The following is a 26,858-nucleotide window of genomic DNA, read 5'->3' on the forward strand; positions in this document are numbered from 1 at the left end:
CGGGCCCGCCCGCAACGTAAACGGGTCAGTGCGTGCCCAGATAGTCCTCGAGGACGGGCCCCACCACGGCCAGGACCTCGGGTTCGATCATCTGGTTGTGCTCGCACTCGATCTTGACTTCCCGGATGCCGCCGGTGACCGAATCGCGCCATTCCTCCGGTGAATGCTCGCCCGTCGCCGCCGACCCGGCGGCGGTGAAGAACAGCAGGTCCCCGTCGAACACCTGGGGCCGGAAGTTGTTCATGATCCGCGAGGAGTTCGTGAACCCGGCGCTGATCCGCTCGAGGTGCCGAGGAGTCAGTCCGGTCTTCTGCCCGAACGCGTCGTCCAGCAACTCGACCGCCCGCTCGTACGTGAGTTCCTCCCCGGACACGGACTCGAGGTCCAGCCCGAGACCGTGCAGCAACTCGGGCACGGTGAGGCTCTCCGGGCCCTGATCGGTCCCGTTCGCCACGTAGCTGTCCATGAGGGCGAGGGTGTCGACGGCCTCCCCCTCCCGCCGCAGTTCGACGGCCATGGCGTGCGCGATGACGCCGCCGAGCGACCAGCCCAGCAGGTGGTACGGCCCGTGCGCCTGGACCTTGCGCATCTCCAGCACGTACTGGTGCGCCAGCTGCTCGATCGAGTCGACGGCCGGGCCGCCGCTGATGATCGGCAACTGCAGGCCGAACGCCGGACGGTCCTGCGAGAGGTGCTGCAGCAGTCCCGCATACCCCCATGACAGACCGATCCCGGGATGGATGCAGAACAGCGGCGGCTTCTCCCCCGTCGGGCGCAGCGGGATGACGACGCCGAGCGCCTCGTCCACCGGCGACCCGGCGGCGTTCTCGGTGTCGACCCGGAGCGCCAGCCCCGCGGGCGTGGGATCCAGGAACATGGACTGCAACGGGATCTGCCGTCCGAGGCGCTCCTGCAGCACCGTGATCACCCGGGTAGCGACGATCGAGTTACCCCCGAGGTCGAAGAAGCTGTCGGCGGTGCCGACCCGGTCCACGCCCAGCACCTCGGCGAAGGCCTCGACAATGATCCGCTCGGTCGCCGTCGTCGGGGCCCGGAAGGCCGCGCCGGTGGTGCCGAACTCGGGCGCGGGCAGCGCCTTGCGGTCGAGCTTGCCGACCGGGGTCATCGGGATCTGGTCGAGAACCACCACCGCCGACGGGACCATGTGCGCGGGCAGGCGGTCGGACGCGTGGGTGCGCAGTTCCGCCGGCTCGAGGTCGTGGCCCTCGGCGGCCCGCACGTACGACGCGAGGAGCGTGTCGCCGGACGGACCGGTGTGACCGATGGTGGCCGCGAACGCGACCGCGGGGTGCCGGGCGAGGACGGCGTCGATCTCACCGAGTTCGATGCGGAAGCCGCGGACCTTCACCTGGAAGTCGGTGCGGCCGATGTACTCGATGGTGTGGTCGCCACGCCAGCGCACGACGTCGCCGGTGCGGTACATCCGGCGGCCGGGCTCCCCGTACGGGCAGGCGACGAACCGTTCCGAGGTGAGCGCCGACCTGTTGTGGTACCCGCGTGCCAGTCCGGGTCCGGTGATGTACAGCTCGCCGGGCACGCCGGCCGGGACGGGCTGCAGGCGTTCGTCGAGGACCAGCGAACCGAAGCCCAGTGCGGGGGCGCCGATGTTCACGACCCCGCCCGGACGCATCGGGGCGCTGACACTCGCCTGGATGGTCGTCTCGGTGGGCCCGTACCCGTTGTGCATGTTGCGGTGCTTGCCCCAGATCTCCACCAGTTCCGGCGGGCAGGCCTCGCCGGCCACCGCGAGGACCCGCAGCGACTCGAGCCCGACATCCTCGATGGACGACAGCGCGGTGGGCGTGATGAACGCGTGCGTGACCTCGTTGCGCCGGAACAGGTCCGCCAACTCGGCGCCACCGAAGACGGTGGGCGGCACGATCACGACTCGCGCCGAGGCGCCGAACGCCATCATCAGCTCGAAGATCGACGCGTCGAAGCTCGGGGACGCCAGATGCGAGACCCGCGAATCGTGCGTGACCTGGAACCGTTCGTGTTCCTCCGCGGTGAGGTTGGCCATGCCGCGGTGAGTGACGATGACCCCCTTCGGTTTCCCGGTCGACCCCGATGTGTAGATCAGGTACGCCGGGTGCGCCAGATGCAGCGGGATCGTGCGGTCGGCGTCGGTCACCGGCGCCGAGGACATGCCCGCGACCTGCTCGGCGAACGTCTCGTCGTCGAGCACCAGCCACGGCACCGTGTCCGGGAGGTTGTCGCGCCTGCCGGCGACGGTCAGGCCGACCGAAGCCCGGCAGTCGGTGAGCATGTAGTCGATGCGGTCCCGCGGGTACGTCGGATCGACTGGCACGAACGCGGCACCCGACTTGGCCACCGACCAGATCGACACCACTTCCTCGATCGACCGCGGCATACCGATGGCCACGAACGTCTCCGGTCCGACACCCTGAGCGCACAGCACCCGCGCCAGCCGGTTGGACCATTCGTCGAGTTCCCGGTACGTGACCTGCCGATCCTCGAACGACAGTGCCACCGAGTCGGGGTCGAGGGCCGCGGCGGCCGTCAGCAGGTCCGGCCACACCTCGGGCCGCACGTCGGGCTTGCCGCGGGCCGGGACCATCTCGTCGATCTCCGCCTCGTCGAGCAGCGGGACGGTGCCGATCGGCCGGTCCGGGTCGGCGACGACGGCCGCGAGGACCCGCACGAACCGGTCCGCGATCGAACGCGCCGTGTCGGGGTCGAACAAGGAGACGGCGAAGTCCAGGCCGCCGGCGACACCCGCGGGCGCGCCGTCCTGGTCGAACCGCTCGGCCAGGATCACCTCGAGGTCTTCCTTCACCACCCGGGTCTCGAGGTCCACGTTCTCGACCCGCAGGTCCGGCAGTTCCAGCGTCGGGTTCTCGTTGTTCTGGAACTCGAGGGCCACCTGGAACAGCGGCGAGTACGACGTGGACCGGGTCGGGTTGAGTTCCTCGACGAGCCGCTCGAACGGCAGATCCGCGTGCTGGAACGCGGCCAGGTCGGATTCCCGGATCTGCTGCACCAGTTCGGTGAACGTCGCGGACGGATCGATCCGGTTCCGCAGGACAAGCGTGTTGACGAACATGCCGACCATCTCGTCGAGCGCCTCTTCACCGCGCCCGGCGACCGGGGTGCCGATGACCACGTCGTCGGTGCTGCCGAGCCGCGACAGCAGCACGGCCAGCGCGGCGTGGACGGCCATGAACATGGTGGCGTTGTTGGTCCGGGCCAGTGCTGTCAGCCGCTGATGGAGATCGGCGTCGATCGCGAACTCGACCCGATCACCCTCGAACGTCTGCTGGATCGGCCGCGGCCGATCGGTCGGCAACTGGATGACGTCCGGCAACCCGGCCAGCGTCTCCGACCAGAACCGCAACTGCCGGTTGATCATCGACTCGGGATCGTTCTCCGACCCGAGTCCGGCATGCTGCCACAGGGTGTAGTCGGCGTACTGCACGTGCAGCGGAGCCCACTGCGGGCAGTCGCCGTCCAGCCGCGACGTGTAGGCCACCATGACGTCGCGGGCGAGCGGCGCCAGAGAGAATCCGTCCGCGCAGATGTGGTGCACCACGATCGTCAGCACGTGATGGTCGGGCGCCGTCCGGAACAGGGCCGCCCGCACCGGGACGTCGGTGCTGACGTCGAATCCGCGGGACACCAGGTCCATGATGTGCCGCGGCAGGTCCGCCGCGTCCACCTCGACCGTGTCGACGTCCGGTTGGGCGTCGGCGGCGGCCAGGATCCGCTGGGTCGGTTCGTTGCCGACCGTCGGGAAGACGGTGCGCAGCGTCTCGTGCCGTTCGAGGACGTCGGCCATCGCCAGGCGCAGGGCGTCCTCGTCCAGGGTTCCGGTGAGCCGCACCGCCAGCGGAATGTTGTAGGCGGGTGAGGACGTGTCGAACTGGTTGAGGAACCACATCCGCTTCTGCGCCAGCGACAACGGGATCCGATCCGGGCGTTCGACCGGGGCGAGAGCGGGTCGGGCGCCGCCGCTGACGCTGTCGGCGACGCGTTCGGCCAGCGACCGGGCGTCGGGGGCCTCGAACAGCGCCCGCACACCGATGTCGGTGTCCAGGGCGTCCCGCAGCCGCGCGGTGACACGCGTCGCGACCAGCGAGTTGCCGCCGAGATCGAAGAAGTTGTCGTCGATGCCGATCCGTTCGAGACCGAGGACGTCGGTGAAGATGTCCACGATCTTGCGTTCGAGGTCGTTGGTCGGTGGCTGGAACTCCGCGGTGGTGACGTGGAACTCCGGCGCGGGCAGCGCCGACCGGTCCAGTTTGCCCACCGGGGTCAACGGGATCTCGTCGAGGAACATGATGCTCGTCGGCACCATGTGCGCTGGCAGCCGCGTCGACAGGTGCGCGGTCAGCTCGGCGGGGTCGACGCCCCCTTCCGTGACGGGCAGCAGGTACGTCACGAGCACCGTGTCCCCGGACGGGCCGGGGGCACCGAGGGTCGCGGCGAAGCCGACCCCGGGGAACGTGGCGATCTCGTTGTCGATCTCGCCGAGTTCGATGCGGAACCCGCGGATCTTCACCTGGAAGTCGCTGCGGCCCACGTACTCGACGGTGTGATCGGCGCGCCACCGGACGATGTCGCCGGTGCGGTACATCCGCTCCCCCGCCTCCCCGAACGGGTTGGCGACGAACCGCTGGCTGCTCAGTTCGGGGCGCCGGTGGTAGCCGCGGGCGAGACCCGCGCCGGTGATGTACAGCTCGCCGGGAACGCCGACAGGCACCGGCTGGAGCCGCGAATCGAGCACGAGTTCGCCGACGCCGCGGATCGGGCCGCCGAGGGTGATGGGGTCGCCCACCGTCATCGGGTCGCTGATGTTGGCCATCACCGTGGTCTCGGTGGGGCCGTACGCGTTGGACAACTGCCTGCCGGGCGCCCAGCGGGTCACCAGTTCTGGCGGGCACGCCTCGCCGCCGAACACCACGTGCTGGAACTCGTCGAGCCCCTCCGGGTCCACCGTCGACAGCGCCGCGGTGGTGACGAAGGCGTGGGTGACGTGTTCCGACCGGATCAGTTCGGCCAGTTCCGCTCCGCCGTACACCGTGGGCGGCGCGATGACCATGGTGGCGCCGACCCCGAACGCCTGCAGGTACTCGAACACCGACCCGTCGAAGCTCGGTGTCGAGAAGTGCAGTGTGCGGGACGTCTGCGCGGCCGCGAAGCGCTGCCGCTGGTCCTCGGCGAAGTTGTCGAGGCCCTCGTGGGTGACGACGACGCCCTTCGGCTTGCCCGTCGACCCGGAGGTGTAGACGATGTACGCCGCGTTGTCGAGGCTTATCGGCGACCGGCGGTCCGAATCTGCTACCGGCAGAGCCGGTTTCGCCTGGCACGCCTTCTCGAACTTGGGCGAGTCGAGCTGCAGCCACGGCACCGAGTCGGGCAGCGACTTCTCGTAGGCGGCCATGGTCAGCCCGATGGTCGCCCCCGAATCGGTCAGCATGTGCTCGATCCGGTCCATCGGGTAGTTCGGGTCGACCGGGACGAACGCGGCACCCGTCTTGGCCACCGCCCACACCGCCAGCACCGACTCGATCGACCGCGGAATGCCGAGCGCCACGAACGTCTCCGGGCCTGCGCCGCGGGAGATGAGAACCCGGGCGAGCTGGTTCGAGCGCTCGTTGAGTTCCCGGTAGGAGACGTTGCGGCCCTCGAACGTCAGAGCGGTACGGTTCGGATCCAGCGCCGCCGCGTCCTCGAAGATCTGCGGCAGCGTCCGGACGGAGAACCCGGGGCGGCCGCGCACCGGCGCGAACTCGGCGAGTTCGGCCTCGGTGAGCAGCTGCATGTGGGCCAGCGGGATCTCGGGCCGGTCGGCGAGGGCGTCGAGCACCCGCCGCAGCCGGTCCGCGATCTCGTCGACCGCGCTTTCCTCGAGGACCTCGGGGAGGTACTCGAACTTGAAGTTCAGCCGGGCGTCACCGGAGGCGACGACGGCCAGCGGGTAGTGCGCGGAGTCCTTGCCGTCGATGCCGAGGACGAACATCCCGGCGATGTCGGTCTGTTCGGTCAGCCCCGCCTCGTCCACCGGGTACGACTCGAACACGGTCAGCGTGTCGAATGCGCCGCCGCCGCCGACCGCCGACTGGATGTCGGTCAGCCCCACGTAGTGGTGGTCGAGCAGCGTGGCCTGTTCGCGCTGCACGCGTTCGAGCAACTCGCCCAGCGACTCCCACGGGTCGAGGGTGACCCGCACCGGGAGGGTGTTGATGAACAAACCGACCATCGACTCGATGCCCGCGATCTGCGGCGGCCTGCCGGACACGGTCCCGCCGAACACCACGTCGGAGCGGCCGACCAGGCCGCCCAGCACGATTCCCCACGCCGTCTGGACGACGGTGTTGAGGGTGAGCCCGCGTTCGCGGCTCAGGTCACGCAACCGGGTGGTGTGCTCCTCGGACAGCGTGAACGCGGTCTCCTCCGCCACGGCGGAATGCGCCTCACCCCGCTCCAGCGGGGCCAGCAGCGTCGGCTCCTCGACACCGTCGAGCGCGGCGCGCCAGGCGTCGAGGGAGTCCGTGGTGTCGTGGCGCTTCATCCACGACAGGTAGTCGCGGTAGGAATGGACCCGCGGCAGCAGGCTGCCGTCGGCGTCCAGGGCGTACAGCGTCAGCAGGTCGCGGAGGACGAGCGGCGTCGACCAGCCGTCCAGCAGGATGTGATGGTTGGTCAGGATCAGCCGGTACTCGTCCCCGGTGAGCCGGACCAGGGAGAGACGCAGCAACGGCGCGTCCGCCATGTCGAACTTCACCGACCGGTCGCCTGCCACGATCCGCTCGTATTCGCGGGCCGTCTCCTCGGGACCCAGGGCCGACAGGTCGAACTCCGACCACGGCAGTTCCACGTGCTGCTGGATGATCTGCGCGGAAGCGCCGGCACTGTCGTGGACGAACGCGGCCCGCAGGTTGGGGTGCCGGTCCAGCAGCGCCTGCCCCGCCCGGCGGAACCGGTCCGCGTTCACGTCGCCGCGCAGCTTCAGCGCCAACTGCACCAGGTACGGGTCGACCGAGGCGTCCGAGAACTGGGCGTGGAACAGCAGTCCCGACTGCAGCGGCGACAGCGACCAGATGTCCGACAGCGCCGGGAACCGGGACTCGAGCCGGTCGATGGCGTCCTGGTCGAGCGTCACCAGGTCCAGGTCGGACGGTGTCACACCGCCGGCGTCGGGCCGCGCGACGTGCTCGGTCAGCGCGGTCAGCGCCTGCACCCACAGGTCGGCGAGCGCACGCACCTCGGACGGGGTGAGGACCCCGGTCGGGAACGCCCACGTGGCCCGCAGCCGGTTGCCGTCGACCCCGGTGCCGGTGACGGCGTTGATGTCGAGCGCCGACGCCACCGGGATGTCGGAGGCGGGGATGTCGTCGAGTTTGGTGTCCGTCACCGGGACCCAGGCGTGCCCGTGGATGTCGGTGGACGTCGCACCGCCCAACCGGCCCAGGTAGTTGAACGTGACCTGCGGCTTCGCGAGCGCCCGCAACCGGTCGGCGCTCTCCGGGTCCAGGTAGCGGAGCATGCCGTACCCGATGCCGTGGTCCGGGATGGCCAGCAGCTGTTCCTTGATCGCCTTGATCGCCGACCCGGCGGCCCGGCCACCGGCGAAGGCGTCGTCGAGGTCGATGCCCGACAGGTCCAGGCGCACCGGGAACATGGCCGTGAACCAGCCGGCGGTACGGCCCAGATCGGCGCCCGGCAGCACTTGGTCCTCGCGTCCGTGGCCCTCGAGGCTGACCAGCGACTCGCGCGTGAAATCGCCGTGGGTGCGCCGCCACTGCGCCAGCGCCAGCGCCAGTGCGGTCAGCAGACCGTCGTTGACGCCGCCGTGGAACGCCTCGGGGACACGGGTCAGCAGAGCATCCGTGACGTCGGCGGGCACCTCCACGGTGACCTTCTCGACCGTTCCCGCCACGTCGATCGCGGCGTCGAGCGGACGCGATCCGATCAGCGGGTCATCGGCCTCGAGCACCCGGCGCCACAGTTCGATCTCGGCGCTGCGTTCGCGGGTCGCGTCGACGAGTCCGTGTGACCAGCGCCGCATCGACGTGCCGACCGGCTCGAGTGCCGGTTCCTGGCCCGCGGAGACCTGCGCCCACGCCGTCGCCAGATCGGGGACCAGGATCCGCCACGACACGCCGTCGACGACCAGGTGGTGGGCCACGACCAGCAGCCGCCCGCCCTCGTCGCCGGCGTCGAACCACACCATCTGCAGCATGACCCCGGCCTCGGGGTCCAATCGTCCTGCGGCGGCATCGAGTTCGTGGGTGGCGATCTCCGCGAACGCGGACCCGACGACCGACGCGACCTCGACCCGGTGCAGCACGTCGTCCACGTCGACGGCGCCCGTGGCCTGCACCTCGATCCGCCACTGCGGTGCGGCGCCGAGCAGACGCGCCCGCAGCATGTCGTGGTGATCGACGACGGCGGCGATCGTGCGCTTCAGCAGTGTCTCGTCCGCCGCGGCGGGCAGGGAGAGCAGCGCGGTCTGGGTGTAGCGGCGGAAATCGCCGCCGCGTTCGAGCAGCCACGCGGTGATCGGGGTGACCGGCATCTCGCCGATCCCGCCGCCGGGCAGTTCGTCGAGGACCACCACGTCGGCGGCGCCCGCCCAGGACGCCGCCTCGGCGAGGGCGGCCACGGTCTTGGCCTCGAACACGTCCCGCGGGGTGAGGACCACCCCGGCGGCCTTCGCGCGGGCCACCAACTGGATCGACATGATGCTGTCGCCGCCGAGCGCGAAGAACGAATCGTCCACACCCACCGATTCCAGACCGAGCACCTCGGCGAACAGGCCGGCGAGGACGGTCTCCATCTCCGTCGCCGGGGCACGGCCCGCCGACACCCGGGCCCCGAAGTCGGGTTCCGGCAGGGCGCGGCGGTCGAGCTTGCCGTTACTCGTCAACGGCAGCGTGTCGAGCACCACGAGGGTGGCGGGCACCATGTACGAGGTGAGCTGGGTGCCCACGAACTCGAGGGCAGAGGACACCTCGACGGTGGCGCCGGATTCCGGAACCACGTAGCCGATCAGCCGGTGGCCGCCGTGCCCGTCGTCGCGGGTGAGGACGACGGCCTGCGCGATGCCGCGGTACCGGAGCAGCGCGGATTCGATCTCGCCGAGTTCGATGCGGAACCCGCGGATCTTCACCTGGAAGTCGCTGCGGCCCAGGTACTCCAGCTGACCGTCGGTGTTCCACCGAGCCAGGTCGCCGGTGCGGTACATCCGTGCCCCGGGACGGAGCGGGTCGGCCACGAACCGGGTGGAACTGAGCCCGGCCCGGCCCAGGTAGCCGCGGGTGACCTGGTCACCCGAGACGTACATCTCGCCGATGGTGCCCGGGGGCACCGGGTGCAGGCGCCGGTCCAGGACGTGCACGTGCAGCCCGGCGATGCCGCGGCCGATCACACTGGCCGACGCCGATTCCGCGAACGCACGGTCGAGCGCGAGGTAGCTGACGTGGACCGTCGTCTCGGTGATGCCGTACATGTTCACCAGGGTCGGGGCGGAGTCGTCGTGCCGTGAGTACCAGCGGCCGAGCTGACCGAGGTCGAGAGCCTCACCGCCGAAGATCACGTACCGCAGCGCCAGTGCCGCCGCGTTCACGTCGATCTCCGAGACGATGCGGTCGGTTTCGGCGAGCTGATAGAACGCGGTCGGGGTCTGGTTGAGGACGGTGACCTGCTCGTTGCGCAGGAGTTCGTGGAACATCTCCGGCGACCGTGCCGTGTAGTAGTCGACGACGACGAGCCGGCCGCCGTGCAGCAGCGGACCCCACAGCTCCCACACCGAGAAGTCGAACGCGTAGGAGTGGAACATCGTCCACACGTCGTTCTCGTCGAACCCGTACAGCGGCTGGGTGTTCGCGAACAGGGTCAGCACGTTGCGGTGCGAGACGACGACGCCCTTGGGGCGGCCCGTGGACCCGGACGTGTAGATGACGTACGCCACCGACGCGGCGTCGAGCGGGGTGACCCGGTCGGCGTCGGTGATCGTCGCCGGCGACTGCTGCGCGAGGTCCGCGGTGGTCTCCGGGTCGTCGAGCAGGATCACCGGCGTCTCCGAGTCGGGCAGGGCGGAGACGTCGCCGGTGGTGGTGATCACGCAGTTCGGTGCGGCGTCCTCGAACACGAACGCCAGCCGGTCCGCCGGGTAGGTGATGTCGACGGGCAGGTAGCCGCCGCCGGACTTGATCACGCCCAGCAGGGCGATGATCAGATCGCAGGTGCGCGGCAGTGCCACGGCCACCAGCGTTTCCGGGCCCACCCCCTGGGCGATGAGCAGCCGGGCCAGCCGGTTCGACCGGGCGTCGAGTTCCGCGTACGTCAGCGCCACGTCCTCCGACGTCACGGCCGTGGCGTCGGGGAACCGGGCCACGCTCTGCGCGAACCGGTCCGCGAGGGTGTCGGTGCCCGCCTCCACTCCGGCGGTGTTCCACACGGTCGCCATCGCCGACCGCTCGGCGGCGTCGGTGACCACGATGTCACCGACCGGGGCCTGCGGGTCGGCGGTGACGGCGGTGAGGATTCGCAGGAACCGGTCGGCGAACGTGCGGACGGTGCCGGCATCGAACAGGTCGGTGGCGTAGATGAACGACGCGGTGATCCCCGACGCCACCCCGTCCGCGTCGAATCCTTCCTCGACGCTGAGCTGCAGGTCGAACTTGGCGACCTCGAGGTCGAAATCGACGGCGGCCGCGGTGAGTTCGGGCAGCTCGAGGCGCGGTGTCTCGTTGTTCCGGAACTCGAGCAGCGCCTGGAACAGCGGCGAGTGCGCGGTGGAACGCTCCGGCGCGAGGACGTCGACGAGCCGCTCGAACGGCAGGTCCGAGTGGTGGAACGCGGCGAGGTCGGTGGCCCGCACCTGATCGATCAGGGCGCCGAAACCCGCCGCCGGGTCGACCGCGCTCCGCAGCACCAGGGTGTTGACGAACATGCCGACCATGTCGTCGAGTGCGGCGTCACCGCGACCCGCGATGGGGGTTCCCACCGCGATGTCCTCGGTGGACGACAGCGCGGACAGCAGCACCGACAGGGCCGCGTGCACGGCCATGAACATGGTGGAGTTGTGTTTGCGCGCCAGCGCGGACAGCGCCCGGTGCACGTCCGCCGGAATCGTGAAGTCGACCTGCGCACCCCGGAACGACTGCTGGACCGGGCGCGCCCGGTCGGTCGGCAGCTGCAGGAGTTCGGGCAGGTCGGCCAGCTGATCCGTCCAGTACCGGAGCTGCTGGGAGATCAGCGACTCGGAGTCGCTCTCGTCGCCGAGCAGTTGCAGCTGCCACAGCGTGTAGTCGGCGTACTGCACCGACAGCGGGTTCCACTGCGGTGCGCTTCCCGCGATGCGGGCGGCGTACGCGGTCATGACGTCCCGGGCGAGCGGGGTGAGCGAGAAGCCGTCGGCGCAGATGTGGTGCACCACGATGACGAGCACGTGATAGTCGGGGGCGAGTGCGAACAGCGCCGACCGCATCGGCACGTCGGCCGTGACGTCGAAACCGGCGGTCGCGAGACCGGCGATGTGCTCGCGGAGTTCGGCCTCGGACACCTCGGTGATCTCGAGGTTCGGTGTCCACTGGCCGGGTGAGAGCACCACCTGGGTCGGTTCACCGTCGTGGGACGGGAAGACGGTCCGCAACGACTCGTGCCGGACGAACACGTCCGTCACCGCCGCGCGCAGCGATTCGACGTCCAAGTGACCGGTCAGCCGCACGGCGAGCGGGATGTTGTAGGCCGCCGACGACGTGTCGAACTGGTTGAGGAACCACATCCGCTTCTGCGCCAGCGACACCGGCACGTGCGCGGGCTGCGCCATCGGGCCGAGCGGCAGCCGCACGTGGTCGCCGTCGTGTGCCGGGGCGAAGGCCGTCGATTCGATCAGGCGGGCCAGCTCGTGGATCGTCGGCGCCTCGAACAGGGTGCGGACGCCGATGTCGGTGTCGAGTTCTGCGGTCAGGCGTGCGGCGACCCGGGTCGCGATCAGCGAGTTGCCGCCGATGTCGAAGAAGTTGTCGTCGATGCCGACCCGTTCGATGCCCAGGACCGTGGTGATGACGTCGGCGATCGTGTGTTCGAGGACCGTCGACGGCGGCCGGAAGGCGTCCGACGTGGGCAGGAACTGCGGTTCCGGCAGCGCCGACCGATCGAGCTTGCCGACCGGGGTGAGCGGGATCTCGTCGAGGATCATGATGCTCGACGGGACCATGTGCGCGGGCAGCAGATTCGCCGTCCACTCCTTCAGCTCCGGCGGTTCGAGCACCGACTCGGCCTCCGGCAGCACATAGGAGACGAGCACGGTGTCGCCGGCGGGACCGGGGCGGCCGAGGGTGACGGCGAACGCGACGGACGGGTGCCCGGCGAGTGCGCTGTCGATGTCGCCGAGTTCGATGCGGAAGCCGCGGATCTTGACCTGGAAGTCGGTGCGGCCCAGGTATTCGACCGTGTGGTCGGGCCGCCACCGCGCGAGGTCGCCGGTGCGGTACATCCGGTCGCCCGGGTCGCCGTAGGGGTTGGCGACGAACCGCTCGCTGGTCAGCCCGGCGCGGGCGTGGTAGCCGCGGGCCAGGCCCTCACCGGAGATGTAGAGTTCGCCGGCGACGCCGACGGAGACCGGTTGCAGCCGCGAGTCGAGGATCACCTCCGACACGCCGCGGACGGGGGCGCCGATGGTGACGGTCTCCCCCACCTGCAGGTGATCGCTGAGGTTGCTCATGATGGTGGTCTCGGTGGGGCCGTAGCCGTTGTACAGCGTGCGCCCCGGCGCCCAGCGGGTCACCAGTTCCGGCGGGACGGCCTCGCCGCCGGCGACCACGTTCTGGAACACCTCGAGACCCTCGGGGTCCACGGAGGCCAGCGCCGCGGGGGTGACGAACCCGTGGGTGACACCCTCGGCCCGGATCAGCTCCGCGAGTTCCTCACCGCCGTACACGGACGGGGGCACGATCACCATGGTCGCGCCGACGGCGAACGACAGCAGGTATTCGAGGACCGAGGCGTCGAAGCTCGGCGAGGAGAAGTGCAGGGCCCGAGACGCCGAATCCGTCGCGTAGCGGGTGCGCTGCTCCTCGGCGAAGTTGTCGAGACCGCGGTGGCTGACCACCACACCCTTCGGCTTGCCGGTGGACCCGGACGTGTAGATGACGTACGCCGGGTGCGCGAAGCGCAGCGGCACGACGCGTTCGTCGTCGGTCACGGTGTCGGTGGACATCGCCGCGACGGCGGCTTCGGTCTCGGCATCGTCGAGGGTCAGCCACGCCACCGCGGCGGGCAGCCGGTCGCGATCGGCGGCCACCCGCACGCCGAACGTGCACCCGGAGTCGGTGACCATGTGCTCGACCCGCTCCCGCGGGTAGGTCGGGTCGACCGGAACGAACGCGGCGCCGGTCTTGGTGATCGACCACACGGCGAGCACCGATTCGATGGACCGTGAGATGCCCAGGGCCACGATGTCTTCCGGGCCGACGCCGCGGCCGATGAGCAGCCGCGCGAGCTGGTTGGACCGTTCGTCGAGTTCCTGGTAGGACATCCGGCGGTCGCCGAACACCAGTGCGGTCGCGTCGCCCGACGCGGCGGCCGTCTCGGCGAACATCTGCGGCAGTGTGCGCACGGACCGGCCAGGCCTGCCGCGGGCCGGAACCAGTTCCGCTTCCTCGGCGTCGGTGAGCAGGCGCAGCTGCGCCAACTTCATCCCGGGGTGCTCGGCGAGCGCGATCAGCGCGCGGACGATCCGGTCGCCGATCCGCTCGACCGCGGCCCGGTCGAACAGATCCTCGACGTACTCGAGTTTCAGTTGCAGATTTTCGTGTGCCGAGGCGATCAGGGCGAGCGGGTAGTGCGCGGCGTTCGCGCTGTCGTGCACGTCGACGACGTGCATGCCGGCGATGTCGGTCTGCTCGGTCAGTCCCTCCCGGTCGACGGGGTAGGACTCGAACACGGTCAGCGTGTCGAAGCCGGCGCCCGGACCGGCCACCGACTGGATGTCGGTCAATCCGACGTAGTGGTGATCGAGCAGTGCGGCCTGCTCGCCCTGGATGCGTTCGAGCAGCTCCCCCAGCGTTTCCCGGGGGTCGAGGGTCACCCGCACCGGGAGCGTGTTGATGAACAGACCGACCATCGACTCGATACCCGCGATCTGCGGGGGCCGACCCGACACCGTCCCGCCGAAGACGACGTCGGAGCGGCCGACGAGGCCGCCCAGCACGATTCCCCACGCGGTGCGGATCAGGGTGCTGAGGGTCAGGCCGTGTTCGCGTGCGAGCACACTGAGCTGATCGGTGCGGTCGACGTCGAGTTCGACGACCAGTTCACTGGACTGCGTGTCGCTCTGGGCCGAGGCGTCGGCCGGGGCGAGCAGCGTCGGCTCCTCCACTCCGGCGAGGGCGCGCTGCCACACCCCGAGGGAGTCCTCGGTGCTGCGGTGCGACATCCACGCGAGGTAGTCGCGGTACGGATGCACCCGCGGCAGCGCCGTGGCGTCCCCCTCCGTGGCGTACAGGGTCAGGAGGTCGCGGATCAGCAGCGGCATCGACCAGCCGTCGAGCAGGATGTGGTGATTGGTGATGATCAGGCGCTGCTCGTCCGCACCGACCTGGATCAGCATGAACCGCAGCAGCGGCGGGGTGGCCATGTCGAACCCGCGGCGGCGGTCGGTGTCGAGGAGTTCCCGGACCTCGGCTTCGCGGCTCTCCTCGTCGAGTGCGGACAGGTCGATCTCCGTCCACGGCAGTTCCGCGTATCCGTGGACCGCCTGGACGGGGGTGCCGCCCTCGTCGTAGACGAACGACGCCCGCAGGTTCGCGTGCCGGTCGAGCAGGGCCTGCCCGGCCACCCGAAGGCGGGACGACACGGCGCCGCGCAGTTCGAGTGTCACCTGCACCGTGTACGAGTCGATCGACTCGTCGGCCAGCAACGCGTGGAACAGCAGTCCGGACTGCAGCGGCGACAGCGACCAGATGTCGGACAGCGCCGGGAAGCGCGACTCGATGCGGTCGATGGCGTCCTGGTCGAGGCTGACCAGTTCGAGGTCGGACGGGGTCACACCGCCGGCGTCGGGGCGGGCCGCGTACGTCGTGAGCGCGGTCAGTGCCCGGACCCACAGTTCGGCGAGTTCGCGCACCTCGGCGACGGTGAGGACGCCGGCCGCGTACGCCCAGGTGGCGCGCAGCTGAGGCCGGTCGTCGACCTCGGTGGTGACGGCGTTGACGTCGATGGCCGAGGTGACCGGAGTGTCGAGGTCCTGCGCCCGGTCCATGTCGACTTCACCGGTCGGCGTCCAGCCGGCGCGGGTGGCCGCCTCGGACAGGTCGGCGGCGAAGCGTCCCAGGTAGTTGAAGCTGATCTGCGGCAGCGACCGGGCCGCGAGCAGCGGTGCGGTGTCGGCGTTGAGGTACCGCAGCATGCCGTAACCCATGCCGTGGTCCGGGATGGCCAGCAACTGTTCCTTGATCGCCTTGATCGCCGACCCGGCGGCCCGGCCGCCGTCGAACGCGTCGTCGAGGTCGATGCCCGACAGGTCGAGCCGCACCGGGAACATGGCCGTGAACCAGCCGACCGTGCGGCCCAGATCGGCGCCCGGCACGACCTGGTCCTCACGGCCGTGGCCCTCGAGGCTCACCAGGGTTCCGTCGACGGACCGTCCGTGCAGAGTGTGGCCGCGGGTGCGCCGCCACTGGGTGACCGCCATCGCCAGCGCGGTGAGCAGTCCGTCGTTGACGCTGCCGTGGATCGCTTCCGGCAGGGCCGTGAGGACGGCCTCGCTGACCTCGGCGGGCAACTGCACCGTGACCCGGCCGACGGTCGCATTGACGTCGACGTCGGGGTCGAGCGGACGGCTGCCGACGAGCGGGTCCTCGCAGTCGAGGATGCGCTGCCACAGATCCAGTTCGCCCGCCCGGTTCGCCGCCTCGTCGACCAGTCCGTGCGCCCACCGGCGCATGGACGTGCCGACCTGGTCGAGGACCGGTTCCTGGCCTGCCGAGATCTGCGCCCACGCGGTCGCGAGGTCGGGGACGAGGATGCGCCACGACACACCGTCGACGACGAGGTGATGCGCGACCACGAGCAGGCGGCCGCCGGACTCCCCGGCGTCGAACCACACCACCTGCATCATGACCCCGGCCGCCGGATCGAGCCGGTCCAGCGCGGCGTCGAGTTCCGCGATCACGGTGGCCGCGAACGCCGGTGTTCCCGGGGCGGCGGACACCGCGACCCGGCGGATCAGGTCCTGCGCGTCCACCGCACCGATCGGGCGGACGGCGAGATGCGATTCGTCGGCGGAGACCATCAGCCGCGCGCGCAGCATGTCGTGCCGGTCGAGGACGGCCTGAAACGTGCCGATCAGCGGTTCGAGTTCGCGCAGGTTCGGCGGCGCGGTCAGCAGCGCGGACTGCGACATCCGGTTGAACTCGCCGCCCCGTTCGAGCAGCCACTTCGTGATCGGGGTGGTCGGCATGTCGCCGACTCCGCCGCCGGGCAGTTCGTCGAGGACGACGACGTCGGCGGCGCCCACCCACGACGCCACCGCCGCGAGACCGGCGACAGTCTTGGCCTCGAACACGTCCCGCGGGGTCAGCACGACGCCCGCGGCCTTCGCGCGGGCCACCAGCTGGATCGACATGATGCTGTCGCCGCCGAGCGCGAAGAACGAGTCCTCGACACCGGCGGATTCCAGACCGAGCACCTCGGCGAACAGTGTCGAGAGCACCTCTTCCATCTCCGACACCGGCGCGCGGCCGGTCGACACCCGGGCCCCGAAGTCGGGTTCGGGCAGCGCGCGGCGATCCAGCTTGCCTGCCGGGGTGAGCGGCAACTCGTCGAGGACGATCAGCGCGGACGGCACCATGTACGGCGCGAGGAACCCGCCGACGAAATCGAGGACGGCCTCCGGGTCGAGTTCCGCGCCCGCCGTGGGGACGAGGTAGCCGACGAGCCGGTTGGCGCCGGTGCTGCCCTTGTGCGCGGACACCACCGAGCGGGCGACGCCCGGGTAGCGGGTGAGGGCGTTCTCGATCTCGCCGAGTTCGATGCGGAACCCCCGGATCTTCACCTGGAAGTCGCTGCGGCCCAGGTACTCGAGCTGGCCGTCGGTGTTCCAGCGGGCTAGGTCGCCGGTCCGGTACATGCGGGCACCGAGGCCGCCGTACGGGTTGGCGACGAACCGCTCCGCCGTGGTGCCCGCCCGGTCCTTGTAGCCGCGGGCCAGACCGGAACCGGTGACGTACAGTTCTCCGGTCACCCCGTTGGGCACCGGGTGCAGGCGGGAATCGAGCACCATCTCGCCGGTGCCCATGGGCGGACGGCCGATGGTGACGCCCTCACCGGGCAGCATGGGTCCGGTCACGCTCGACACGACCGTCGCCTCGGTGGGTCCGTAGGCGTTGAACATCCGCCTGCCGCCGGTCACCCACTGCGCCACCAGCTCCGGCGGGCACACGTCACCACCGGTGGCGACGCACTCGAGCTGGTCGAGGCCCGCGGGGTCCACGGATGCCATGGCCGCCGGGGTGATGAACGCGTGCGTGACCCGGCCCTCGCGGAGCACGTCGGCGAGTTCGGCGCCGCCGATGACGGAGGCCGGGGCAATCACCATGGTCGCGCCGGATCCGACCGCCAGCAGCAGTTCCAGGATCGAGGCGTCGAAGCTCGGCGACGAGAAGTGCAGGGTCCGCGACCGCGGGGTGACCCCGAACCGGACGCGTTCGTCGGTGGCGAAGTTCGCCAGGCCGCGATGGGTGACGACGACCCCCTTCGGGGTGCCGGTGGACCCGGACGTGTAGATCAGGTAGGCCGGGTTCTCCAGCGCCAGCGGGTGCGTCCGGTCGGCGTCGGTGACGACGGCGGCGGAGTGCGCACTCACCTGGTCGTCGAAGCCGGGTGCGTCGACCACGACGTACGGGGTGCAGTCCGGCAGGGTGGGTCGGAACTCGGCGACGGTGAGCGCGAGCGCCGCACCGGAGTCGCTGAGCATGTGAACGATCCGGTCGGTCGGATAGTTCGGGTCGACCGGCACGAACGCGGCGCCGGTCTTGGCGACCGCCCACAGCGACAGCACCGACTCGGGCGAACGTGCCATCGCCAGCGCGACCACCGATTCGGGGCCGATGCCCCGCCCGATCAGCAGGCGGGCGAGACGGTTCGACCGTTCGTCGAGCTCCCGGTACGTCACCTCGCTGCCCTCGTAGGACAGCGCGGCCGCCTTCGGGTCCACGGACGCCGCCGACGCGAGGAGTTCGGGCAGGGTCCGCGGTTCGGCGTCGGGACCGTCCATCACCGGGGTGAGCGCCGCACGCTCGGACGCCACCATCAGGTCGATGTCACCGACCGCGATGCCCGGCTCGGACGTCACCGCGTCGAAGATCCGCTGCAGGTAGTCGGCGAAACCGGCGATCGTGGACGCGTCGAACAGACTCGACGCGTACGTGAATGCCGCGGAGATCCCGGCGGGCTCCCCCGACACCCCGAATTCCTCGGTCAGTGTGAGCTGCAGGTCGAAGTTGGAGATGTCGGTGGCCAGGTCGAGGCCGGTGACGGTCAACCCGGGCAGCTCCAGCCGCGGCCGCTCGTTGTTGCGGAACTCGAGCACCACCTGGAACAGCGGCGAATGCGACGTCGCGCGTTCCGGCGAGATCGCGTCGACCAGCCGCTCGAACGGCAGATCCGCGTGGTGGAACGCGTTCAGGTCGGTGTCGCGGACCGTGGACAGCAGGTCGGTGAACGTGCCGGACGGTTCGACCGGGGTGCGCAGCACCAGGGTGTTGACGAACATGCCGACCATGTCGTCCAGGGCGGCGTCGCCGCGGCCGGCGATCGGGGTGCCCACTGCCACGTCGTCCGTGTCGCCCAACCGGGCCAGCAACACGGCCAGCGCGGCGTGGACAGCCATGAACACACTCGAATTGTGTTCGCGGGCGGTCGTGATCAACCGGCTGTGGATCTGCTGGTCGATGCTGAAGGAGTGGATGCCGCCGCGCATCGACTGCTGCGTCGGGCGCGGGTGGTCCGTCGGCAGCGCGAGCAGTTCCGGAAGCCCGGCGAGCGTGTGCGTCCAGTAGTCGAGCTGGGCGGCGAGCAGGCTGTCCGGGTCGTCGGCGTTGCCGAGCACCCGGTGCTGCCACAGCGCGAAGTCGGCGTACTGCACCGGCAGCGGCGTCCAGTCCGGTGCCTGGCCCCCGGTGCGGGCCGCGTAGGCGGTCATCACGTCCCGCGCGAGCGGGGCCATGGAGAAGCCGTCGGCGCTGATGTGGTGGACGACGATGACGAGAACGTGCTCGCCGGGATCCGTGCGGAACAGGGCTGCGCGCACCGGCACCGACACCGTGACGTCGAATCCGGCGCCCGCCAGCCGCGAAATATGCTCGGGCAGCTGCTCTTCCGTCGAATCGATCGGCGACAGATCCGGCACCACGTCCTCGGTCGGCAGGATCACCTGGAGGGGTTCGCCCTCCACCATCGGGAACCGGGTGCGCAGCGACTCGTGCCGGTCCATCACGTCGGCGACGGCGTCCTGCATCGCGTCCTCGTCGAGGTCGCCGGTCAGCCGCACCGCGAGCGCGATGTTGTAGGCCGGCGAATCGAGGTCGAACTGGTTGATGAACCACATGCGCTTCTGCGCCAGCGAGACCGGCAGGTGGTCGGGGCGCACCCCGGCCACCAGCGGCGGACGTTCGGCGCCCTGCACGGCCTCGGACTCGATCCGGGTGGCCAGCGTCGCGACGGTCGGGGCGTCGAAGATCTCCCGGACCCCGATCCGGCTGCCGAGCGCGGCGTTGACCCGCGCCACCAGCCGGGTGGCCACCAGCGAGTTGCCGCCGAGGTCGAAGAAGCTGTCGTACACGCCGATGCGGGGTGCGTCGAGCAGGTCCGCGAAGATCGACGCGAGGATCTCCTCGATCGGGTTGCGCGGCGTGACGAATTCCGCTGACGGGCTGAGGAACTCCGGCTCGGGCAGCGCGCCGCGATCCAGCTTTCCGGTCGCGCCGAGCGGGAACCGGTCGAGCACGATGATGCGGGTCGGCACCATGTAGGCGGGCAGCGCCTCCGCCGCCGCGTCGCGCACGACCGCGGTGTCGATGTCGGCGCCCGCCACGGGGATCACGTAGCCGACGAGGCTTTCGCCGGTGGCCTCGCTGCGGTGCACCGTGACGACGGCCTGCGCCACCGACGGGTGCGCCAGCACGGCCGCCTCCACCTCGCCGAGTTCGATGCGCTGTCCACGGAGCTTGACCTGGAAGTCGCGGCGGCCGATGTATTCGATGTTGCCGTCGGCCCGCCAGCGGACCACGTCACCGGTGCGGTACATCCGCTGTCCCGGTGCGCCGAACGGATTCGCCACGAACCGGTCCGACGTCAGGTCACTGCGACCGACGTAACCGCGGGCCAGCTGAACGCCGGCCAGATACAGCTCGCCGTGCACCCCGACCGGCACCGGATGCAGCCGGGAGTCGAGGACGTACAGCTGCGTGTTCCACACGGGTGCGCCGATCGGAACCGAGGCCCGGTCGCCTTCCGTGCACTCCCAGAAGGTGACGTCCACGGCGGCCTCGGTCGGGCCGTACAGGTTGTGCAGCGCCGCGGATCCGAATTCGCGGAAACTGTCGGCAGTGGCCGGCGGGAGGGCCTCACCACTGCAGAACACCTGGCGCAGCGAACCGCACAGTTCCGGTTCGGCGCCCGCCGTGAACACGGCGAGCATCGACGGCACGAAGTGCATGGTGGTGACCTGGTGGTCGGCGATGATGTGGGACAGGTACGTCGGGTCCCGGTGACCGTCCGGCGCGGCGAGGACGAGTCGCGCACCGACCTCGAGGGGCCAGAACAGTTCCCACACGGACACGTCGAACGTGACCGGCGTCTTCTGCAACACCACGTCCGTGTGATCCATCCGGTACGTGTCCTGCATCCACAGCAGCCGGTTCGCGATCGCCCGGTGACTGACGGCGACGCCCTTGGGCCTGCCCGTCGACCCGGACGTGTAGATCACGTAGGCGGTCGAATCGGGGTGGATCGGACCGCCCCGCTCCGCGTCGGTGATCGGGGTGCTGGGCCGCCGGGACAGGTTCAGGGTGTCGATCTCGATCACAGCGGCGTCCGCGCTGTCGACGCCCTCGCACCGATCGCGGGAGGCGGTGAGAACGCAGGCGGGTTCGGCGCTCTCGATCACGTACGCGATCCGCGACGCCGGATGGTCGGGGTCGAGCGGCACGTACGCGGCCCCGGTCTTCTCCACCGCATAGATCGCGATCATCAGTTCCAGGGAACGGCGCAGCGCGACGGCCACCCGGGATTCGGGTCCGACGCCGCGGGCGAGGAGTTCGCGGGCCAGCCGGTTGGCGCGGGCGTCGAACTCCGCGTAGAGCAGTTCCTCTTCGGCGAACACCACGGCCACGGCGTCCGGGGTGCGGGCCACCTGCGACTCGAACAGGCTGACCAGGGTCGCCGGGTCCGGGACGGGAACGTCGGTGGCGATCCACTGCTCGAGCATCCGGTGCGTCTCGTCCGCGCCGATCAGGTCGAGGTCGCCGACTTTCGCGTCCGACCCGGCGGTGATGGTCTCGAGAAGGGTGACGAACCGTGCGGCCAGCGCCGTCATCGTCGGCGGGTCGAACAGTTCCGACGCGTAGGAGAACTGGACGTCGATCGCGCCCGGGGCGCCGGAGTCCTCGATGTGCTCGGTGAGGATGACCTGGAGATCGAACTTGGCGGCACCGGTCTCGAGTGCCTCGACCTCCACGTCGAGTCCGGGCAGCTCGAGCCTGGTGTTCGCGAATCCCTGCAGCACCAGCATCACCTGGAACAGCGGTGAATGTGCTTCGGAGCGCGTCGGTTTCAGTTCGTCCACGAGCCGCTCGTAGGGCAGATCGGTGTTGCTGAACGCCTCCAGATCCACGGAGCGGGTGTGCGAGAGGATCTCGGGGAAGCTGCGATCGGGGTCGACGGTGGTGCGCAGGACCACGGTGTTGACGAACATGCCGACGACGTCGTCGAGTTGCCGTTCTCCCCGGCCGGAGACCGGGGATCCGATCGACACGTCGGCCGACCCGGACGACCGGGACAGCAGGACCGCGAGCGCCGCGTGCACCACCATGAACAGGCTGGCGTCGTTCGCGCCCGCGATGTCGAGCAGCGCGGTGTGGATGCGTGCCGGAATCGTGAAGTCGGCGGTGGCGCCGATCATCGACTGCCGGGCCGGGCGCGGGCGATCCGTCGGCAGATCCATGACCTCGGGGGCACCGTCGAGGGTGCGGGCCCAGAACGCCAGCTGCCGGGACAGCAGACTCGTCGGATCGTCGGAGGATCCCAGCAGTTCGCGCTGCCACACCGCGAAATCGGCGTACTGCACCTCCAGCGGCGCCCACTGCGGGGCCTCGCCGGCGGCGCGGGCGTGGTAGGCCACCATCACGTCCCGGGTCAGCGGCGTCATCGACAGGCCGTCGGCGGCGATGTGGTGCACCACGAACACCAGCACGTGGTCCTCGGTCGCCGTCCGGTAGAGTTCCGCCCGGATCGGCGGTTCCACGGTGACGTCGAATCCGGTTGCGGCGTCGGCGATCAGGCGGGATTCGAGTTCGCTCTCGGCGACCTCGACTGCGTCGAGGTGCGGGCTCACCTCCGCGACCGGCAGCACTACCTGGATCGGACCGTTGGGGGTGTTCGGGAACACGGTCCGCAGCGATTCGTGGCGGGTGAGGACATCGCTCACCGCGGTCCGCAACGCCTCCACGTCGAGCGTGCCGCGCAGCCGGATGCCGACGGGAATGTTGTACGCGGGAGATCCGGTGTCCAACTGGTTGATGAACCACATCCGCTGCTGCGCCAGCGACACCTGCACCGGGCCGGATCCGGGCCGCGGCGCGAGCACGGGGCGGGCGGAGGTGCGGGGCCCGGCGGCGTCGACGCGGGCGCTGAGCAACGCGACGCTGGGCGCCTCGAACAGATCCAGCACCCCGATCTCCGTGCCGAGGGCAGTGTTCACCCGGGACACCACGCGGGTCGCGACGAGGGAGTCGCCACCGAGGTCGAAGAAGCTGTCGTCGACGCCGATGCGCTCGACTCCGAGCAGCGTCGCGAACACCTCCGCGATCTGCATCTCGGTCGGGGTCACCGGCGCCCGGTAGACGGTGGACGTCGCCTCGAACTGTGGTTCCGGCAACGCCTTCCGGTCGAGCTTGCCCGCCGGGGTCAGCGGGACCTCGAGGAGCTCCATCACCCTGGCGGGCACCATGTGCGCGGGCAGCGCGGCGGCGGCGTGTTCGAGGATGTCGCCGACGACGATCTGCGCGCCGTCCACGGGCAGCACGTACGTCACCAGTGCCGTGTCGCCGGACGGTGCGGTGCGGCCGACGGTGGTCGCGAACGCCACGCTCGGGTGCGAGCGGACGACGGCGTCGATCTCGCCGAGTTCGATGCGGAATCCGCGGATCTTCACCTGGAAGTCGGTGCGGCCGAGGTACTCCAGCTGTCCGGCGGCGTTCCACCGGGCCAGGTCGCCGGTGCGGTACATCCGCTCACCGGGTGTCCCTTGCGGGTCGGCGACGAACCGCTCGGCCGTCGGGACCGACCGGTTGTGGTACCCGCGTGCCACACCGTCGCCGGTGATGTACAGCTCGCCGGGCACCCCGGCGGGGACGGGGTGCAACCGCGAATCGAGCACCAGCAGACCGCAACCGCGGGACGGGCGGCCGATCGTCACCGGTTCGCCGACCGTCAGCGGTCCCGCGACGCTCGCGACGACGGTGGCCTCGGTGGGACCGTAGGCGTTGAACATGACGCGACCCGGCGCCCACTGCTGCACCAGCGCAGGAGGACAGCTCTCACCACCGGTGACGACGCACCGGATGTGGTCGAGTCCGGTGGGATCGACGGATGCCAGCGCGGCCGGCGTCACGAACGCGTGCGTCACCCGTTCGCGGCGCAACAGGTCGGCGAGTTCGGTACCGCCGTACACCGTCGACGGTGCCACCACCATCGTGGCGCCTGCGCCCACGGCGAGAAGCAGTTCCAGGATCGACGCGTCGAAACTCGGGGAGGAGAAGTGCAGGGTGCGCGACCCGGCGGTGACGTCGAACCGCTGCCGCTCGTCCTCGGCGAAGTTCGCCAGACCGACATGGGTGACGACCACACCCTTGGGAGTACCGGTGGAGCCGGACGTGTAGATCAGGTAGGCCGGATCCGCCGTCCGCAACGGCCGGAGGCGGTCGGCGTCGGTGATCGCGCCGGCGGCGTGCTGTTCCGTCTCCCGCCCGAACGACGCGTCGTCCATCACCAGCCACGGCGTGATCGCCGGCAGCGACGAGCGGTGCGCTATGGCGGTGAGACCGACGACCGCACCGGAATCGGTGAGCATGTGCTCGATGCGGTCGGCCGGGTAGTTCGGGTCGACCGGGACGAACGCGGCCCCGGACTTCGCGACCGCCCAGGTGGCCAGCACCGATTCGATCGAGCGCGCGATCGCCAGCGCCACAACCGAACCCGGCCCCACCCCGTGCCCGATCAGCATGCGGGCGAGTCGGTTCGACTGCTCGTCGAGTTCGGCGTAGGTCAGGGTGCGCCCCTCGTAGACGAGGGCGTCCCCGTCGCCGCCCGCCGCGACGGCACCGGCGAGCAGTGCGGGAAGCGTGCGGGGCTCCACCGCGGGCTCGTCGCGCACCGGTGCGAGTTCCGCGTACTCGGCCGGTTCGAGGAGGTCGACGTCCCCGATCGGCGCGGCCGGATCCGCCGTCACCGACTGCAGGATGCGGACGAAGCGGGCGGCGATTGCCTCCGCGCTGTCGCGGTCCCACACGTCCTTCGCGTACCGCAGCCGGCCGTTGATGCCGCCGGTCTCCGATTCGGTGAGGGAGAACACGAGATCCAGCCCCAGGGCTCGGTGTTCACGCTGGATCGGGCTGACCGTCACGGTCCCCGAGGAGTCGTGCGGATGGCCGCCGTCGGTGAACTCGAACATCACCTGGAACAGCGGCGTGTGCGACGGGTCGGGTTCGGCCACCACGGCAGCGACGAGATCGTCGAACGGCAGCGCCGCGTGCGAGAACGCGGCCCGGTCGGCGTCCCGGACCCGGCTCAGGTGGTCGACGAACGACGACGCCCCGTCCACCTGCGACCGCAGGACCGCCTTGTTGAAGAACGCTCCGGCTTCCGGGTCTTCGGAGTCGGTCGTGTCGCGCCCGACGATCGGTGTTCCGACCACGACGTCGTCGGTGTCACCCAGCCGGCCCAGCAACACGGCCAGCGCGGCATGCAGCGCGGTGAAGATCCCGGTGCCCGCCTCCTCGGCCAGCAGTGCCACGCGGTGCTGCACGCCGGCGTCGACGGCGAACCCGACGACCTCGCCCGCGCCGGCCCGCTCAGCCGGGCGCGGCCGGTCCAGCGGCAGCGCCGTCACCTCGGGCAGGCCCGCCAGCTCCCGCTTCCAGAACTCGAGCTGGGACTCCCGTTCGAGGAACCGCGCACCGAGGCGCGCGCTCTCGGCGTGGATGTCGGCGGTCCGCGTCTGCGGCTCCGCGGTGACGAATTCTTCGACCAGTTCCACGAACCGGCGGTGGTGCGCGCGCAGCTCCTCCGCGCCGTACCGGTTGGGGTTGCCGCGGAAATCGAGCAGTGTCTGGCCGTCGCCGCTCTGATAGATGTTGACCAGCAAGTCGTCCACCGGGCCCGACGTCACGATGTGGTACTCGCCGTTGACGGAGCCCAGCGTGAACGCCTGGTGGAACAGCATGACATTCACCATCGGGCCGGCGAGACCCTCCGCGGTCCCCGCGAGTCCGGCGTCGCGGCGGATGTCCTCGAGGCTGCACCGCTGATGACGCAGCGCACCCATCAGTTCGAGCTGCGTCCGCTGGACGAGTTCGGTCACCGTGTCCTCGGGGCGGACGGTGATCCGCAGCGGCGCGACGTTGACGAGCATGCCGCCGGACCGCTGCAGCGGCGCCGTGGTGCGCGCCGACACCGGCAGGTTGATGAGCACGTCCCGCCTGCCCGTCATGCGGGACAGATAGCAGGCGAACCCCGCGAGCAGGACGGCCGCCGACGTGGCACCGACCCGCTGATCCGACTCGCCGAGGAAACCCAGCGCGGATTCGGAGATCTTCGCGCTCTCGAGCCTGCTCTTCGCCGCCGCGGGGGCGTCGTGGGTGGCGAGCGTCGACCCGTGCTCGATGCCGACTATCCGTTCGGCCCAGTACAACCGGTCGTTCTCGAACCGGGTCGACTTCCGGTACTTCTGGTCGAGTGCGTACAGCTCGCGCAGGTCCAGCGCACGGTTCGGTTCCGGTTCGGTGCCCTCGATCGCCGCCGTGTACAGCGCCGCGATCCGGTTCACCATGGTCATGCCGCTGTACCCGTCGAGGGCGACGTGATGAATCCTGGTGTACCACAGGTAGTGCTGCTCACCGACCTGCAGGACGTTCATCTCGACGAGCCGGTCCCGGGTCAACCGCAGAGGTGTCGCGTAGTCCTCGTCGATCCACGCCTGCGCGGCAGACATCGGCTCGTCCTCGCCGCGGAAGTCGAGGAACCCGATCGACGGGTCGATCGTGAAATCGACCGCCTGATAGGGCTCCCCGTCGACGTCGAGCAGACGCAGGAACGGCGACTGGAACTCCTGACCGGCCCGCACTGCGGCATCGCTCAGCAGGTCCAGGTCGATCTCGCCCCGCAACTCGATGTACTGCGCGATGAACTTGGGGACCGTGGGGCTCAGTTGTTGGGCAAACCACATGCTCCGTTGCACCGAGGAGAGCGGGAAGGCCCCTTCGGGAACGTTCACATCTTCGGCGCCGTTATTCGGCTGCGGCGAATTCACACTCGTCATCTCGTTCCCCCAGCGGGTAGAAGACCTTGGATGCGCAAGTCCTGCGCGT

1 protein-coding gene is annotated in these 26,858 nt (G+C 70.2%); it reads right to left on the reverse strand.

Annotation, left to right across the window (positions count from 1 at the left end; genetic code table 11):
- Positions 1-25: 25 nt before the first annotated feature.
- Entirely contained in the window at positions 26-26,809 is a 26,784-nt protein-coding gene (locus JWS14_RS01350; protein WP_206012308.1) for a non-ribosomal peptide synthase/polyketide synthase, read from the reverse strand.
- Positions 26,810-26,858 lie beyond the last annotated feature (49 nt).

The organism is Rhodococcus koreensis, from assembly GCF_017068375.1.
Taxonomy (GTDB): domain Bacteria; phylum Actinomycetota; class Actinomycetes; order Mycobacteriales; family Mycobacteriaceae; genus Rhodococcus_F; species Rhodococcus_F koreensis.

What these genes read in the sequence shown, in the direction of transcription:
- JWS14_RS01350 (WP_206012308.1), bottom strand. Translation starts at nt 26,809, where the DNA reads ATGACGAGTGTGAATTCGCCGCAGCCGAATAACGGCGCCGAAGATGTG.